Origin of the sequence: Puerhibacterium puerhi, from assembly GCF_009846865.1 — a bacterium.
In the GTDB taxonomy this organism is placed as follows: domain Bacteria; phylum Actinomycetota; class Actinomycetes; order Actinomycetales; family Cellulomonadaceae; genus Puerhibacterium; species Puerhibacterium puerhi.
The window spans coordinates 1-15734 of record NZ_WUWN01000036.1; the positions used below are offsets into that span (position 1 = coordinate 1).

Here is a 15734-nt window from a genome sequence, read left to right on the forward strand (position 1 = left end):
ACGATCGCGCCGTTCGAGCCGCCGCTGGCCGACGAGCCGTCGGCCAGCGCGCCCGCCGCACCGTCCGCCGACGCCTCCCCGGGCGAGGATCAGCCGTCACCCGAGCCGACTCCGGAGGTGCGCCCGATCATCGCCGGGGGCGAGCAGCTCGACCCGGAGGGCGGCGAGACGGGTGAGCACCCGGAGGCGGTGGACCTCGCGATCGACGGCGACCCGTCGACGTTCTGGTACACCCGGTGGTACGCGAGCCCCCAGTTCGGCGGCCTCAAGAGCGGCGTCGGGTACGCCGTCACCCTCCGCGACGCGGCCCCGGTGACCAAGCTGGTCCTCACGACCAACAGCGAGGGCGGTCACGTGGAGGTCCGGCAGACCAGCGCCGACAAGCCGACCGAGGGGCCCGTCCTGGCCTCCGGGTCGTTCAGCGAGACCACCGAGCTGACGTTCGACGAGCCGGTGGAGGGCGACTCGTTCGTCCTGTGGGTCACCGAGCTGCCGACGACGAAGGGCAAGTTCTACCTCGAGCTGGACGAGATCCTCGTCCAGTGACCGCCTCGCCGCCCCGCGCCGCCGTCCGCGGCGCGGGCGGTGAGCCGACCCACGGAACATCAGCGGGCCCGCCCGTGTTGACGCAGGCGGTGCCGGACCGCGACCCCCGCGACCACGTCCGGCGCCGAGACGAAGGAGAAGACGTGACTGACCAGGCCACCGAGACCACCGTGCACGACGTCGTGATCGTCGGCTCCGGCCCCGCCGGCTACACCGCCGCGGTGTACGCCGCGCGCGCGGGCCTCGCGCCCGTCGTCCTGGCGGGCTCGGTCACGGCGGGCGGCGCCCTGATGAACACCACCGAGGTGGAGAACTTCCCCGGCTTCCCCGAGGCCGTCATGGGTCCCGACCTCATGGACAAGATGCGCGAGCAGGCCGAGAAGTTCGGCGCGCAGGTCGTGTGGGACGACGCCGAGCAGGTCGAGCTGACCGGCGACGTCAAGACGATCGTCACCGGCGGCGGCGACACCTACCGCGCCCGCGCCGTGATCCTGGCGACCGGCTCCGCCTACCGCGAGCTGGGCCTGCCGGACGAGAAGCGCCTGTCCGGGCGCGGCGTGTCGTGGTGCGCCACCTGCGACGGGTTCTTCTTCCGCGAGCAGAACATCGCCGTCGTCGGCGGTGGCGACTCCGCGATGGAGGAGGCGACCTTCCTCACGCGCTTCGCGTCGAAGGTCACCGTGCTGCACCGCCGCGACTCGCTGCGCGCGTCGAAGATCATGGCCGAGCGGGCCCTGGCCAACCCGAAGATCGAGTTCGCCTGGAACAGCGAGGTCGTCGGCATCACCGGCGAGAACAAGGTCGAGTCGCTGACCGTGCGCGACACCGTCACCGGTGCCACGCGCGAGATGCCGGTCACCGGCCTGTTCGTGGCCATCGGCCACGAGCCGCGCACCGACCTCGTCAAGGGCCAGGTCGACCTGGACGACGAGGGCTACATCCTCGTCGAGGGCCGCTCCACCCGCACCAACCTGCCCGGCGTGTTCGCCTGCGGCGACGCCGTCGACCACACCTACCGCCAGGCGATCACCGCCGCCGGCTCCGGCTGCTCCGCCGCGCTGGACGCCCAGGCGTACCTGACGGCCCTGGCCGACGCCGCCGGCGAGGTGGACATGGCCGGCACCCCCGCCGTCCCGAACCCTGACGGTCTGCCTGCCGCTCTCGAGCAGGTCGGCTGACCGCCCTCACCGCTGTCGAAGGAGCACACCCATGACCGACGAGACCACCACCACCGGCACCTCGACCGGCACCTCCACCGGCACCGTCGCCGTCACCGACGACACCTTCAAGGCCGAGGTCCTGGAGTCCGACCTCCCCGTGATCGTGGACTTCTGGGCCACCTGGTGCGGCCCGTGCCGCATGGTCGCGCCGATCCTCGAGGAGATCGCCGAGGAGTACGCGGGCCGCCTCAAGGTCGCCAAGCTCGACACCGACGCGAACCAGGCCACGACGATGGCCTACGGCATCGTGTCGATCCCGACGCTCAACGTCTACAAGGGCGGCGAGCTCGTGAAGTCGATCGTCGGTGCCCGCCCGAAGAAGGCGCTGCTGGCGGAGATCGAGCCCGTCCTCGAGGGCTGAGCTCCGCGGCTCGCCCGCTGACCGAGCGCTGACCAAGCGCTGACCGAGCGCCAGCTCGGCGCCGACCGACCGCCGCGCGCGGCCTGCTGGCCGAGGCCGGCATCCCGTCCCGGACCGCACCCCACGGTGCGCGCCCGGCCGGGGTGCCGGCCTTCGTCGTGCCCGGTGTGCCCGGTGTGCCCGGTGGGCCCGGTCGGTTGACGAACTCACAGCACACTCACGCGGCCGTCTCGCCCTGCGCGTGTCGCTGTTGTGAGTGATCTGTTTCGTGTACGGTGCCACGCATGCCCCGCAAGCTGCCAGCCGAGCTCGTGACCACGCTGCTGCGTGAGGGCCTCGGCCCGCGCGCGATCGTCGAGCACCTGCGCGAGCACGAGGGCATCGTCGTCTCCCCGCAGGCGATCTCCACCTTCCGCCAGCGGCACACCGACGTGCCGCCGCAGCACTCGACGCGCCGGATCGTGCCGTGGGAGGTGCGGCCCGAGCACCGCACCAGCGGCTACCGGCGCGCCATCCTCGCCTACCACCGCCGGGCGCAGGGCAGGCCCCTGACCGGCGAGGAGCGCCGCAACCTCGAGCACGTCGAGCGCAAGCTGCGCGCCGCAGACCGGGTCATCAGCTATGACCCCGACGAGGGCTGGATCCTCGTCCCCGCCAGGCCCGGTGTCGACACCGGGATCATCCGAGAGCCGGAGGCGTCCATGACGCAGAGCACCCCCCGCCCGCACCAGCACAGCACGACGGCCGCCGGCGCGGCAGCAGCTGCGGCGGGGGCTGCCTCGGCTCCGGCCCCCTCGGTGCCCGCCCCGGCGGCCGGCCCCGACGGCGTCGCCGGGACGCGCCTCGACCCCTGGTTCGGCGCCTACGCCGAGCGCGCGCACGGCATGCGCGCCTCGGAGATCCGCGCGCTGTTCTCCGTGGCGAACCGCCCGGAGGTCGTCTCGCTCGCCGGCGGCATGCCGTTCATCGAAGGGCTGCCCCTGGAGGTGATCGGCGAGGCGATGCAGCGCCTCATCACCACGCGCGGCACGACTGCCCTGCAGTACGGCTCGGGGCAGGGCGACGAGACGCTCCGCGAACGGATCCTCGACGTCGTCGCGCTGGAGGGCATCGCGGCGCACCCCGACGACGTCGTCGTGACGACGGGTTCGCAGCAGGGCCTCGACCTCGTGACGCGCATCTTCGTCGACCCCGGCGACGTCGTCCTCGCCGAGGCGCCCTCGTACGTCGGCGCGCTCGGCGTCTTCCGCTCCTACCAGGCGGAGGTGCGGCACGTGGAGATGGACGCCGAGGGGCTCGTCCCCGAGGAGCTGGAGCGCGCGCTCGTGGCCGCGCGCGACGAGGGCCGCAAGGTCAAGTTCCTCTACACGATCCCGAGCTTCCACAACCCCGCGGGCGTCACGCTCTCCCTGGAGCGCCGGCACCAGGTGCTCGAGATCTGCCGGCGCCACGGGGTGCTGGTCGTCGAGGACAACCCGTACGGCCTGCTCGGCTTCGACAGCGAGCCGCTGCCGGCGATGCGCTCGTTCGACGCCGAGGGCGTGGTCTACCTCGGGTCGTTCTCCAAGACCTTCGCCCCCGGCTACCGGGTCGGCTGGGTCATCGCGCCGCACGCGGTGCGGGAGAAGCTCGTGCTGGCCAGCGAGTCGGCCATCCTCTCCCCGTCGAACGCCTCGCAGATGGCCATCACCACGTACCTCGAGACGTGCGACTGGAAGGGCCAGATCAAGGCGTACCGGGAGATGTACCGGGAGCGGCGCGACGCGATGATCGGCGCGCTCGGCGAGCACCTCCCCTCGGCATCGTGGAACGTGCCCGACGGCGGGTTCTACGTCTGGGTGCGGCTGCCCGAGGGCCTCGACGCCAAGTCGATGCTGCCGCGCGCCGTCACCGAGCGCGTCGCGTACGTGCCGGGCACGGCGTTCTTCTACGACGGCCAGGGCGCCGACCACATGCGCCTGTCGTTCTGCTACCCGACGCCCGAGCGGATCCGCGAGGGCGTGCGGCGCCTGGCCACCGTGGTCAACGCCGAGGCCGAGCTCGTCCAGCTCTTCGGCACGAGCCCGCGCCCCGACGCCGACCCGCGCGACGCCGAGTACCCCTCCCCCGACCTGGCCTGACCACGGCGCGCGGCGCCGGGCCTGAGCGCCCGGCGCCGCGTGCTGCCGGCCGACCACGACTCCTGCCGGGCCGAGCGCTCAGTGCCTCGTCCGGCGGGTCGTCCGTCGCCCGTCCGAGCCCCGCGCCGTCCCGCCGCCCGTCCGCCCCGAGTCCCCGTAGGTGATGACATGACCGCCCCGCAGCCCGCCAGCACCGCCCCGTCCGCCCCCTCGCCCACCACGGGCAGCGGCGACCGCCCTCTGTCGGTGCTCGTGCTCGCCGGCGGCCTCTCGCACGAACGCGACGTCTCGCTGCGCTCCGGGCGGCGCGTGGCCGACGCGCTGCGTAGCGCCGGCGTCGAGGTCCAGGTGCACGACGTCAACTCGGACCTCCTGCCGTTCCTGCGCGACACCCGGCCGACGATCGTGTGGCCCCTCCTGCACGGCGCCGGCGGCGAGGACGGGTCGCTGCGTGACGTCCTCGAGCTCGCCGGCGTGCCGTACATCGGCACCGGACCGCGCGAGAGTCGCATCGCCTGGGACAAGCCGATCGCGAAGGAGCGCCTCCTCGCCGCCGGGCTGGCCACGCCGGAGTGGCTGACGCTCCCGCAGTCGCTGTTCCGGGACCTCGGTGCCCAGGCCGTGCTCGACGCCGTGGTGGAGCGCTTCGGCATGCCGCTCGTGGTGAAGCCGACGCGCGGCGGGTCCGCCCTCGGCGTCACGCGCGTCGAGCGTCGTGAGGACTTCCCGCGCGCCATGGTCGAGTGCTTCGCGTACGGCGGCAGCGCCCTCGTCGAGCGGGCCGTCGACGGCGTCGAGCTCGGTGTGTCGGTGATCGACGGTCCGGACGGGCCCGCTGCCCTGCCGGCCGTCGAGATCGTCATCGACGGCGCGTACGACTACGACGCGCGCTACAACCCTGGCCGGGTCGAGTACTTCGTGCCGGCGCGCCTCGACGCGTCCCAGGCGTCGGCCGTCGCCGAGGCGGCCGTGTCGGCCCACCGAGCGCTGGGCCTGCGGCACCTGTCGCGGACCGACATGATCCTGGCTCCGGACGGCACGATCCAGGTCCTCGAGGTCAACGTCGCGCCCGGCATGACGGAGACGTCCCTCCTCCCCCAGGCGGCGGTCGCGGCGGGTCACGACCTGCCGGCGCTCTACCGCCGCGTCGTGGAGACGGCGGTCGCTGCGGCCCGGTAGGGACTCCACCGGCGGCAGCCCCGCGAACTCAGGGTGCGCCGACGCCGGCAGGGTGGACGACCTCGGCACGCGAGGGCAGCGCACCGGGGGCGGTGCGCTGGAGGGCGCTGGAGGGCGCTGGAGGGCGCCGCCCCCTAGGGGCGGGCTGCGTCCCGCCGGACTGGCTCCCGTGCGTGGCGCCCGCGGGCCGCGGCAGCGGGTGGCAGCTGCCCTGGTAGCGGGTGGGGGCGGATCTCCCGGGTTCCCCTGCTCGGGTCCCTGCGCGGGTCTTAGCACGCCCGCATCGCGGCGCCGCGTCGCGCTGGGAGTCACCCTCCTGGCGGGCGCGGGGTGCCGGGTGCGCCGGCGACCTCGGCGCGGGGCGCGGGGCGCGGGGGCGCGGGGCTTCGGGATTCTCGCGGCCTCGGCGACCGACGCTCCCCCCTGGTCCGCAGTGGTGTCCGTGCCGATCCGCGGTGGTCGTGTCACCGTCGGACAGCGTGCCCCGTTTCACGTGGAACGCCGACGCGGGGGGCTGCGCCGGTGCGGCGTCGCGCGGACACGTGCCGGCCGCCAGCGACCGCCCCCGGCGATCCTCGCCAGCCCGCACTTGCAGGCAACGCGCTCCCCCGGTTCAGCTCCGCCCCGCAGTACGTCCGCCGGCATCAGTACGTCCGCCGGCATCAGTACCCGTCGGCATCCGCACCGCCGCCGGCGACAGCCCGTCAGGAGCGCTCCAGCACGGGCCCAGGCGGACGGCGACGGCGACTCCCTCCCGTGGCTCAAGAGACCGCAGGCTCTTCGTCGGCCACGCGACACGCTCGCCGACCTGAAGCCGGGGCCCGTCACGACAGGTTTGCCCGACCGGGCCACTCCCCCGTGGTCCCTGCGACACGTGCCGCCTCGCGCCGCGCCGCGACGGATGCCCACGGCGCCCGCTGCGCCCGGGACGCACCGGGGTGCCCGTCGAGCGGTCACGCACGAGGGGCGCCGTTCCACGTGGAACGGCGCCCCTCAGGTCGGTGGATTCAGCCCTTGAGCAAGCCCGGGTCGTCCGGGACCATCACCGCGAGGATGCGGTTGAGGTCCTCGACCGACGCGAACTCGACGGTCAGCCGGCCCTTCGCCTTGCCGACCTGGACCTTGACGCGCGTCTCGAACCGGTCGGAAAGGCGCGTCGCCAGCTCGTCGATCGCCTCGCTGCGCTGCCCGGCGCGCGGCGCGCGGCGCTTCTTCTCGGCGCCACCTGCGGCCATGAGCGCGACGATCTCCTCCGTCGCGCGGACCGACAGCCCCTCCGAGACGATGCGCTGGGCGAGGCGCTCGATCTCGGCGCCGTCCGTCAGGCCGAGCAGGGCGCGGGCGTGGCCGGCCGAGAGCACCCCGGCGGCGACACGACGCTGCACCAGCGGCGGCAGCTTGAGCAGCCGCAGCGTGTTCGAGATCTGCGGACGGCTGCGCGCAATCCGGGCGGCGAGCTCCTCGTGCGTGCAGGCGAAGTCGTCCAGCAGCTGTCGGTACGCCGCGGCCTCCTCCAGCGGGTTGAGCTGGGCGCGGTGCAAGTTCTCGAGCAGCGCGTCGCGCAGCATGTCGGAGTCGTCGGTGTCACGGACGATCGCCGGGATCGTCTCGAGCCCGGCCTCCTGCGTCGCCCGCCACCGCCGCTCGCCCATGATCAGCTCGTAGCCGCCGGCCTCGCCGCGGTCGGGACGCACGACGATCGGCTGCAGGACGCCGATCTCCTTGATAGAGGCGACGAGCTCCTCGAGGTCCGTCTCGTCGAACACCGTGCGGGGCTGGCGGGTGTTCGGCCGGATCGCCCCGACGGGGATCTCGGCGTAGGTAGCGCCCGGGACAGGGACGAGATCGTCGTCGCCCTCCCCCGCGTCGTCTGACGTGGGGGCGTCACCGGCCGCCACCGCTGCGTCCTCGGCACTGGCATCGGCTGCCGGCACGTCGGCCTCGGGCGCCGGGACGGACGCGACCACGACGCTGCTCCCGTCACCGTCGAGACCTGTGAGGGCGGCGATCGACTCCGGTCCTGCGGCGGGCGCATCGTCGAGGACCCCGACCGAGGCGTCGTCGGCCGCGCTGTCGTGCGACGCCCCGCTGCGCGCGCGACGACTGCCGGTCGCCCGGATCGCGAGCCGGCCGCTGGCCATCGCCGCGTCCCACGACGTCGAGCGACCGCCACCGCCGCCGACGCTCGACGGCGAGTCGGTCGAGGCGTCGTCGTCCGCGGCCGCGGGCGTCGACCGGTCGGCCGCTGGGAAGAAGACGTCGACCGGCCGCTCCCCCTCCGGCGCGGAGGGGATCAGCGCGCCGAGCCCACGCCCGAGGCCACGCCGCTTGGGCGCGCTCATGCCGAACGCTCCGAGGTGCACTTTACGGTGTTCATCGTCGCCCTTCCGATCTGCCGCACGTCCCCCGTGACCGAGGCCGAACCATCCCGGCGCGTCCGCGCGCCCGACTCCCCCCGCATCATGCCCGGCGCGCCTGGTCGGCGTGCTGCACGGCACGCTCGGCGAGCTCACGTGCCGCCTCGAGGTAGGCGAGCGCGCCCGTCGAGGACGGGTCGTAGGTCATCACCGACTGGCCGTGGCTCGGCGCCTCCGAGATGCGCACCGACCGCGGGACCGTCGTGCGCAGCGTCTGCTCCGGGAAGTGCTCGCGGACCTCCGAGGCCACCTGCTGGGCCAGGTTGGTCCGGCCGTCGTACATCGTCAGGAGGATCGTGGACACCGAGAGCCCGGGATTGAGGTGCGCCTTGATGAGGTCGATCGTCTTGAGCAGCTGGCTGAGCCCCTCGAGCGCGTAGTACTCGCACTGGATCGGGATCAGGACCTCGCGTGCGACGACGAACGCGTTCAGCGTGAGGAGGCCGAGGCTCGGGGGGCAGTCGACGAAGACGTAGTCGATCGGCTCCTCCCCCTTCGCGGCGCGCTCCTCGAGGTACGTGTCGAGCGCGCGGCGCAGGCGAGTTTCACGTGAAACGAGCGACACCAGCTCGACCTCGGCCCCCGAGAGGTCGATCGTCGCCGGCACGCCGTAGAGGCGCGGGATGTCGGGGCACGCCTGGACGGCGCTGGAGATCGGCGCGTCCTCGATCAGCACCTCGTAGATCGACTGCGTGCCGGCGCGGTGCTCGAAGCCGAGCGCCGTGGAGGCGTTGCCCTGCGGGTCGTTGTCGAGCACGAGCACGTTGAGGCCGGCCTGGGCGAGGCCCGCGGCCAGGTTCACCGTCGTCGTGGTCTTCCCCACGCCACCCTTCTGGTTCGCCACGGTGATCACCCGGGTTGTGGCAGGGCGCGGGAAGCGGCGGCCGTGCAGGTCGATCCGGCGTCGCGCGTCGATCGCCAGCTGTGCCGCGAGCGGAGTGTCGTCGTCGACCTGGGGAAGGCTCTCCATCAGGGCGACGCGCTCGTCATCGCCCGCGTCGGTGAGGGTCACCTCGCCCCGCACGGGCGTCGGCTCAGCGGGCGGCGCGGTCACACGGTCCCACGGCCACCTGCGCTCGTCCGTTCCCATGCTCACGACCCTCTCCTCGCCCTGCGTCCGTCGCGGTCGGGCGGCGCGTCGGCCCACGTCAGCGGGCCGGCCTCGCGGTCTGCCGCGACCACCCCGCACAGCCTACGGTGTGCTGCGGCAGGCAAGTGACGACCACACCGGTCGTCCACAGGTTGCCAGCGTCACGCCGCGGCGTTGAGGAGGCGGCCGGCACGCCTGCCGGCGCCGTAGGGACGGCGCTGGCCCCCTTCGCCGTCGGGTCGAGCGGCCACGGTTCCGGTGCTCGTCCTCTCCGGCGCGACTGCGAGCAGGCGACGGGAATGGGCCAGCGCCGCGACGGAGCGGGGTCGGCGTAGCGCCTGCGGCCGCCCCGGGGCCAGGCGCGCGTGCTGCCCGGCCGCTCCGCGCGTGCTGCCTGTGGCGCGTCGGCCGGCGGACGCGGTTTCACGTGGAACGGCGTGCCCACCCTGATGTGAGCCCGCGGCGCTGACCGCCGACGGCGACCGCGGGGCGCGCCGCCGGCGCCGGACCGGGCGATCGGCGATCGAGTCCCCGCCAGCCGCCGGCTCGCGGCGCGGAGCCCAGCACCGGGTCACCGTCGGAAGGGGCGCCGCCCGGAGCGAGCGCACCCGGGTCGCAGCGCGGGCCGCCCGGCCGCCGCCCGCCCCGCCGTCGACGCGAGCCCGCCACCTACCCTCCGGACGAGATGCGTCTCCTCGGTCACCACGGCTAGCGCACACGGCGTGGCGATCGGCAGCGTTTCACGTGGAACCGCGCGGCCAGAATGCCGTGGCGACCGACGTCCGCCCGCGGTGACAGACGACCGTCGCACCGGACGAATCGAGGCCCAGAGCGAGGCACGCGGCCCCCGCTCGGCCTCGGCAGCGCCCTACGGAGCGGCTGGATCGCACCGCCCCGGTCGAGCTCTCCCGGTGTCCTCGTGCATCTGGGAAGTCCTGGGCGCCCGAGCGACGCGGGGGGCGCGGCGAAGCCTGACCCCGAGGCGACCCCGACCCGAGCGGCGCCGCGCGTTTCACGTGGAACAGCCCCGGCAGCGCGGCCCCAACCGCACGGCCCCAACCGCACGGCCCCAACCGCACGGCCCCAACAGCGCGGCCCCAACAGCGCAGCCCCAACAGCGCGCTGCCCTACGGCAGCGCGCCGCCCTACGGCAGGGCGCATACGCCGCGGGGCGCACGGCCTCCGCGGACGTCTCCGCGCCCGACCCCGGCCGACTGTGCCAAGCGCCGACTGTGGCGAGCCTCGGCGAGGAGCGACCTTCAGCCCCGGCGCACCCGCAGGATCGTCGTCGACTCCACGCGCTCCACCGTGGTCCCCTCGAGGATCTCCGGCTCGCCAGCCTTGAACCCGCGGAGCACCTTGCGCGCGGCCGGGACCTCCTGGGCCACGTTGCGCCCCTTGAGGACGACCATCTCGCCTCCGCGGCGCACCAGCGGCATGCTCATGCGGGCCAGCTTGGCCAGGTTGGCCACGGCGCGAGACGTCACCGCGTCCGCCTCGAACGCGTCGTGGTACTCCTCGGCCCGGCCGCGCTTGACCTGCACGTTCGCCAGCTCGAACCGGTCGACGACCTCCTGCAGCCACGTCGTACGGCGCTCCATCGGCTCGACGAGGTAGACCTCGACCGACGGCAGCATCATGGCGACGACCACGCCCGGCAGCCCGGCACCGGACCCGACGTCGGCCACGAGGCCCTGCTGCGGCAGGAAGGGCACCACGGCGGCGGAGTTGAGGATGTGCCGCTCCCAGAGCCGGTCGACCTCGCGGGGGCCGATCAGGCCGCGGAGCTCGCCCTGCTCGCGAAGGAGGTCAGCGAAGCCGGCGACCTTGTCGTACGCCGCGCCGAGGTATGCGCGCACGGCCGCGCTGGCCCCGAGCTCCGCGTCGCGCGCGCCCGTCCCCGGCGCCTCGTGACCCTCCTGGGCCGGCTCCTGCGTCACCTTCACTCCTCCGGTCGTCCTCATCCACGCGAGCGACCCGAGGCCGCACGCCCGCAGGCACTCTCCCACGGCCCGCGATGCGGAGCACCGAGGGTCGGAGCGCCGCGCACCGCGGCCCGCGACCTCGCCGAGGTCACGGGCCGCGTTCCGTCACAGCCGACTGCCGGCACCGTCAGCCCCGCCGGCGCGACCGCCGTCGGCTCGGCGAGCCGCTCACGCCTTCGGCGCGGGCTGCACCACGACGTAGCGCTGCGGCTCCTCGCCGCGCGAGTCGCTCACCAGCCCCGCGGCGGCGACGACGTCGTGGACCACCTTGCGCTCGAAGGCGTTGAGCGGCTCGAGCTCCACCTCGGCGCCGGTCGACCGGACGGTCGCGACCGCTTCCTCGGCGAGCGTCGTGAGCTCCGCGCGGCGCCGCGCCCGGTATCCGGCGACGTCGAGCATGAGCCGGCTGCGCTCCCCCGTGCGGGCCTGGACGGCCAGGCGCGTGAGGTCCTGCAGCGCGTCGAGCACCTCGCCGTCGGCGCCCACCAGGTGCTCGAGGGTCCCTGGCTCGTCGGCCACGATCTCCACAGCCGCGCGGCCGTGCTGGACGTCGATGTCGATGTCGCCGTCCAGGTCCGCGATGTCGAGGAGCTCCTCGAGGTAGTCGGCCGCGATCTCGCCCTCTTCCTCGAGCTGCGCGGTGCGGTCGACCTGGTCGACACCCTGGTCGACGCCCTCGTCGACGCTCTGGTCGACGCCCTCAGGGGTGTGGGTGCTCATCGGCTCAACCCTTCTTCCTGCGGTTCTTGCGCTGCGGCTGCACGCGCTGGCCGCGCGGCTCGACGACCTCGGTCGCCTCCGGAGCGTCGATCACGAGGCCCTTGGCCGCCGCCTTGCGGGCGCGCTTCTCGTTGAGCAGGCGCTCCGCCTCCGAGCCCGGTGCCGGCATGCGCTTGATGGTGTAGAACTGCTGGCCCATCGACCAGAGGTTCGTCACGGTCCAGTAGATGAGCACACCCACCGGGAAGTTCACGCCCGAGATCGCGAAGACCAGCGGCAGCAGGTAGAGCATCATCTTCTGCGTGCTGGCCATGGGGCCCTCGAGGGCCGCCTTCGGCATGTTCTTCATGGTGAGCTGGCGCTGCGTGAAGAACGTGGTGGCGCACATCGCGAGGATGAGGACGACGACGACGATGCGCGACGTCAGCGAGTCGGTCGTCATGAAGACGTCGGAGAGCTGCGCACCGAACAGGGTCGAGCTCTCGATGTCGGCGGCGACGTGCTGGTTGATCGGGCCGATGGCGTCGTGGTTGCCCTCGGAGATCGACTTGAGGTTGTTGAGCACCCGGAACAGGGCGAAGAAGATCGGCGACTGCAGCAGGATCGGCAGGCAGGACGCGAACGGGTTCGTGCCGTGCTTCTTGTAGAGCTCCATCGTCTCGCGGGTCATCGCCTCGCGGGACGCCGGGTCCGTCTTGCCCTTGTACTTCTTCTGGATCGCCTGCATCTCCGGCTGCATCATCTGCATGCCGCGCGAGGCACGGATCTGCTTGAAGAAGAGCGGGATCAGCACGATGCGGATCACGATCACGAGGGCCACGATCGACAGGACCCAGGCGATGCCCGGGCCCTCGGGGAGCCCGAGCGCGGTGAAGAGCGCGTGGGACCCGGTCATGATCCAGGCCACCACCCACTCGATGGGGTAGAGCAGTGCGAAGATCCCGCCGTCCATGCGGTTGTTCTCCTAGCTGTGAAAGTCTGCGAGGTGCCCGGGGTCCGGGCGAAGATCAGTGCTGGTGCGCGTGGTCCTGCGCGTCCGGTGCGTCGTGGCCGGCCGCGACCCGCTCCGACGAGCGGTCCTTGCGCGGCCTGGCGGGCGGCACGTCGTCGACGCCGCCGAGGCTCCACGGGTTGCATCGGAGGATGCGCCACAGCGCCAGCCCTGTCCCCCGCAGCGCACCGTGGGTGCGGATCGCCGTCACGGCGTAGTGGGAGCAGGACGGGTAGTACTTGCAGGTCGGCCCCGTCATGGGCGAGATGACGACCTGGTAGACGCGGATCATGCCGACCAGCACGGTGGCGGGCAGGTCGTGCAGCGCCTGTCGCGACACCCGCACGGGGCGCGGGATCGAGCGAGGAGCGCCCCGACGGGCGCGGGCCTCCGCGGACGCGGCGCTCACGCCGGCCTCGGCTCGGCGGGCACGGCGCGGCGGGTCGCCTTGGCGAGCGCGCCGCTCACGTCCTGGGACAGCTGGGCGTACGTCGCCGTCGACGACGCCGGCAGCGCCCGCACGACGGCGCGGGCGCGCGGGGGCAGGCCGTCGGGGGAGTCGGTCAGGAGCGAGCGGACGACCGCTCGCAGCCGGCGCTTCACCAGGTTGCGCTGCACGGCATTCCCCACGGCCTTGGATACGACGAAACCGACCTGCGGGGTCTCGACCCCCTCGTCGTCGACGAGGAGGTGGACCACCACGGTCGTGCGCCCGGCACGCGCGCCACGGCGCACCGTCCGTCCGAAGTCGACAGGACGACGGAGACGGTGCGCCGCAGGCAGCACGCGTCAGGCAGAGAGCTCGGCGCGACCCTTGCGGCGGCGGGCGGCCAGGATGGCGCGGCCGGCGCGGGTGCGCATGCGCAGCCGGAAGCCGTGGGTCTTCGCGCGACGGCGGTTGTTCGGCTGGAAGGTCCGCTTGCTCACGAGGTGCTCCAAGAAACGTCGGGGGCGTTGCCGCGCCGACGAACGTCGACGGTGCAGGTCCTGTTGCAGGACGGGTCGCGGGCGGGGAGCCCGCGGTGTCCGGCCTACCGTGACCAGGCCTGCGGCCTGGACGATTCTCGACTGAGGGATCTCGTCTGTGGGCGCGCGAAAGTACCTGGAACGGCTGTCCGACGTTACGCGATCCGGCGGGCTTGGGTCAAACCCAGCACAGTCTGCCTACGATGGCACGCCCCCACCCGCCGTGCCGGTCCCGTGACCGGCGTGTCGTGCGTGCTCCCCCGCCCTCGGTCGAGGACGCCGCGCTCCCGCAGCGCGGGCATCCCTGGCTCCACAGGGTGTGGAGAACTATGTGGACGACGCCGCGGCGTGACAGACTCCCTGTGCTCTGAACACGCCCTCCGGTGCGCGCGAGGGCCACCGATACGTCGACCAGGATCAAGGAGCGCCAGCCGTGCCGGACGAGGACATCACCAGGGTCTGGGCACAGGTCGTCGAGACGCTCGAGCAGCGCTCCGACATCACGCCCCGGCAGCTCGCGTTCGTCCGCCTCGCCAAGCCGATGGCCATCGTCGACGGCACCGCGTTCATCGCCGTCCCCCACGAGCAGACGCGCACGTACCTGGAGACGAGCGTGCGCGACCAGCTCATCTCCGCGATGTCCTCGGTGCTCGGCCGGGAGATGCGCTTCGGGATCACCGTCGACCCCGAGCTGAGCAGCGACAACCTCACCGGTCCCGCGCAGGACTACGTCGAGCCGGAGGAGGACCCGGAGCCCGACGTCGCCCCGACGATCCCGGCGCCCGCACCGCGGCCGGCGGCCGAGCCGACGCGCCTCAACCCGAAGTACATCTTCGAGACGTTCGTCATCGGCTCGTCCAACCGGTTCGCCCACGCCGCCGCCGTCGCGGTGGCCGAGGCGCCGGCCAAGGCCTACAACCCGCTGTTCATCTACGGCGACTCGGGCCTCGGCAAGACGCACCTGCTGCACGCCATCGGGCACTACGCGCACAACCTGTACCCCCACGTGCGGGTGCGCTACGTGAACTCCGAGGAGTTCACGAACGACTTCATCAACAGCATCGGCGAGGGCAAGGCCGGCGCGTTCCAGCGCCGCTACCGCGACGTCGACGTGCTCCTCATCGACGACATCCAGTTCCTGCAGGGCAAGGAACAGACGATGGAGGAGTTCTTCCACACGTTCAACGCCCTGCACAACGCCAACAAGCAGGTCGTCATCACCTCCGACGTCCCGCCGAAGCAGCTCAACGGGTTCGAGGACCGGCTGCGCTCCCGCTTCGAGTGGGGCCTCATCACCGACGTGCAGCCGCCGGACCTCGAGACCCGCATCGCGATCCTGCGCAAGAAGGCGGCGAGCGAGCGCCTCGACGTGCCTGCGGAGGTGCTCAGCTACATCGGCTCGCGCATCTCCACCAACATCCGCGAGCTCGAGGGTGCGCTGATCCGCGTCACGGCGTTCGCGAACCTCAACCGCCAGCAGGTGGACCTGCCGCTCGCCGAGATCGTGCTGCGCGACCTCATCACCGACGACGACACGACCGAGGTCACCCCCGCGATGGTGATCGCGCAGACCGCGGCGTACTTCGGCCTGACGATCGACGACCTGTGCGGCACGTCGCGCTCGCGCGTGCTGGTCACCGCCCGCCAGATCGCGATGTACCTGTGCCGTGAGCTGACCGACCTGTCGCTGCCGAAGATCGGCCAGCAGTTCGGCGGCCGCGACCACACCACGGTGATGCACGCGAACAAGAAGATCGCCGGCCAGATGGCCGAGCGGCGCTCCACCTACAACCAGGTGCAGGAGCTGACCAGCCGCATCCGCCAGCAGACGCGCGGCAGCCGCTGAGCCGTCCCGCCCTCGCCGTCCGACGGCGGTCGCGCCCGTGCGCGGCCGCCGTCGCGTCGTCTCAGCCCCGCGTACGAGAGCCGAGCCCAGACAGGCCCGACCTCGCGGCCGGTGCTCGCCCGTCCACAGCCACGCGCACCGGCGCGGAGCCCGGTACCGGGCGCCGGTCCACACCGCTGTCCACAGGATCGTCCCCAGCACGCACAGGCGGCGGACGGCGTCGAGCCGCGCGATCCTGCGGATCCGGGCCGCTGCCGTTGTCCCGGCCGACGTTGTCCCCAGGCACCGTGCAC

The 15734-nt window shown here is 73.1% G+C and carries 13 protein-coding genes and 1 pseudogene; 6 read left to right on the plus strand and 8 right to left on the minus strand.

Features of this window, described 5'->3' with window-relative positions; genetic code table 11:
* The 5 genes and pseudogenes from GSF02_RS14800 to GSF02_RS14820 form a co-directional block, all read left to right on the plus strand.
* Nucleotides 1-546 (plus strand): annotated as a pseudogene (locus tag GSF02_RS14800) (hypothetical protein); the annotation flags it as partial.
* A 143-nt stretch (nucleotides 547-689) separates the two neighbouring features.
* Nucleotides 690-1724 carry a thioredoxin-disulfide reductase gene (gene trxB, locus GSF02_RS14805; protein WP_159797857.1) on the plus strand — a complete coding sequence of 345 codons (1035 nt, stop codon included), beginning with the start codon at nucleotides 690-692 and terminating at the stop codon, nucleotides 1722-1724.
* Between the two features lie 31 nt (nucleotides 1725-1755).
* Nucleotides 1756-2127, plus strand: a complete 372-nt coding sequence (gene trxA / locus GSF02_RS14810; RefSeq protein ID WP_159797859.1) for a thioredoxin — start codon at nucleotides 1756-1758, stop codon at nucleotides 2125-2127.
* A gap of 797 nt (nucleotides 2128-2924) precedes the next feature.
* On the plus strand, nucleotides 2925-4247 hold the full coding sequence (locus GSF02_RS14815; protein WP_408003903.1) for an aminotransferase-like domain-containing protein: 1323 nt from the start codon (nucleotides 2925-2927) through the stop codon (nucleotides 4245-4247).
* A 168-nt stretch (nucleotides 4248-4415) separates the two neighbouring features.
* A complete protein-coding gene (locus GSF02_RS14820) occupies nucleotides 4416-5426 on the plus strand; it encodes a D-alanine--D-alanine ligase family protein (protein ID WP_159797861.1) in 1011 nt (336 codons plus the stop codon).
* A gap of 1007 nt (nucleotides 5427-6433) precedes the next feature.
* Here the strand turns inward: GSF02_RS14820 and GSF02_RS14825 are convergent.
* The 8 genes from GSF02_RS14825 to rpmH form a co-directional block, all read right to left on the minus strand.
* Complete coding sequence (locus tag GSF02_RS14825; RefSeq protein ID WP_159797863.1) at nucleotides 6434-7768, minus strand: ParB/RepB/Spo0J family partition protein; 1335 nt, start codon at nucleotides 7766-7768, stop codon at nucleotides 6434-6436.
* A 118-nt stretch (nucleotides 7769-7886) separates the two neighbouring features.
* On the minus strand, nucleotides 7887-8813 hold the full coding sequence (locus tag GSF02_RS14830) for a ParA family protein (protein ID WP_159797888.1): 927 nt from the start codon (nucleotides 8811-8813) through the stop codon (nucleotides 7887-7889).
* Between the two features lie 1379 nt (nucleotides 8814-10192).
* Complete coding sequence (rsmG, locus tag GSF02_RS14835) at nucleotides 10193-10873, minus strand: 16S rRNA (guanine(527)-N(7))-methyltransferase RsmG (RefSeq protein WP_408003902.1); 681 nt, start codon at nucleotides 10871-10873, stop codon at nucleotides 10193-10195.
* A gap of 213 nt (nucleotides 10874-11086) precedes the next feature.
* Entirely contained in the window at nucleotides 11087-11638 is a 552-nt protein-coding gene (locus GSF02_RS14840) for a Jag family protein (RefSeq protein ID WP_159797867.1), read from the minus strand.
* A 4-nt stretch (nucleotides 11639-11642) separates the two neighbouring features.
* Complete coding sequence (gene yidC / locus GSF02_RS14845; RefSeq protein WP_159797869.1) at nucleotides 11643-12590, minus strand: membrane protein insertase YidC; 948 nt, start codon at nucleotides 12588-12590, stop codon at nucleotides 11643-11645.
* 55 nt (nucleotides 12591-12645) lie between these two features.
* Entirely contained in the window at nucleotides 12646-12969 is a 324-nt protein-coding gene (gene yidD / locus GSF02_RS14850) for a membrane protein insertion efficiency factor YidD (protein WP_408003904.1), read from the minus strand.
* Nucleotides 12970-13034: 65 nt separating this feature from the next.
* Nucleotides 13035-13415, minus strand: a complete 381-nt coding sequence (gene rnpA, locus GSF02_RS14855) for a ribonuclease P protein component (protein WP_159797871.1) — start codon at nucleotides 13413-13415, stop codon at nucleotides 13035-13037.
* A 3-nt stretch (nucleotides 13416-13418) separates the two neighbouring features.
* The gene (rpmH, locus tag GSF02_RS14860; RefSeq protein ID WP_010849920.1) at nucleotides 13419-13556 is read right to left on the minus strand and encodes a 50S ribosomal protein L34; all 138 of its coding nucleotides are present in this window, start codon (nucleotides 13554-13556) and stop codon (nucleotides 13419-13421) included.
* A 472-nt stretch (nucleotides 13557-14028) separates the two neighbouring features.
* On the opposite strand from rpmH, the gene dnaA reads away from it, so the two are divergent.
* A complete protein-coding gene (gene dnaA / locus GSF02_RS14865) occupies nucleotides 14029-15441 on the plus strand; it encodes a chromosomal replication initiator protein DnaA (protein ID WP_159797873.1) in 1413 nt (470 codons plus the stop codon).
* Nucleotides 15442-15734 lie beyond the last annotated feature (293 nt).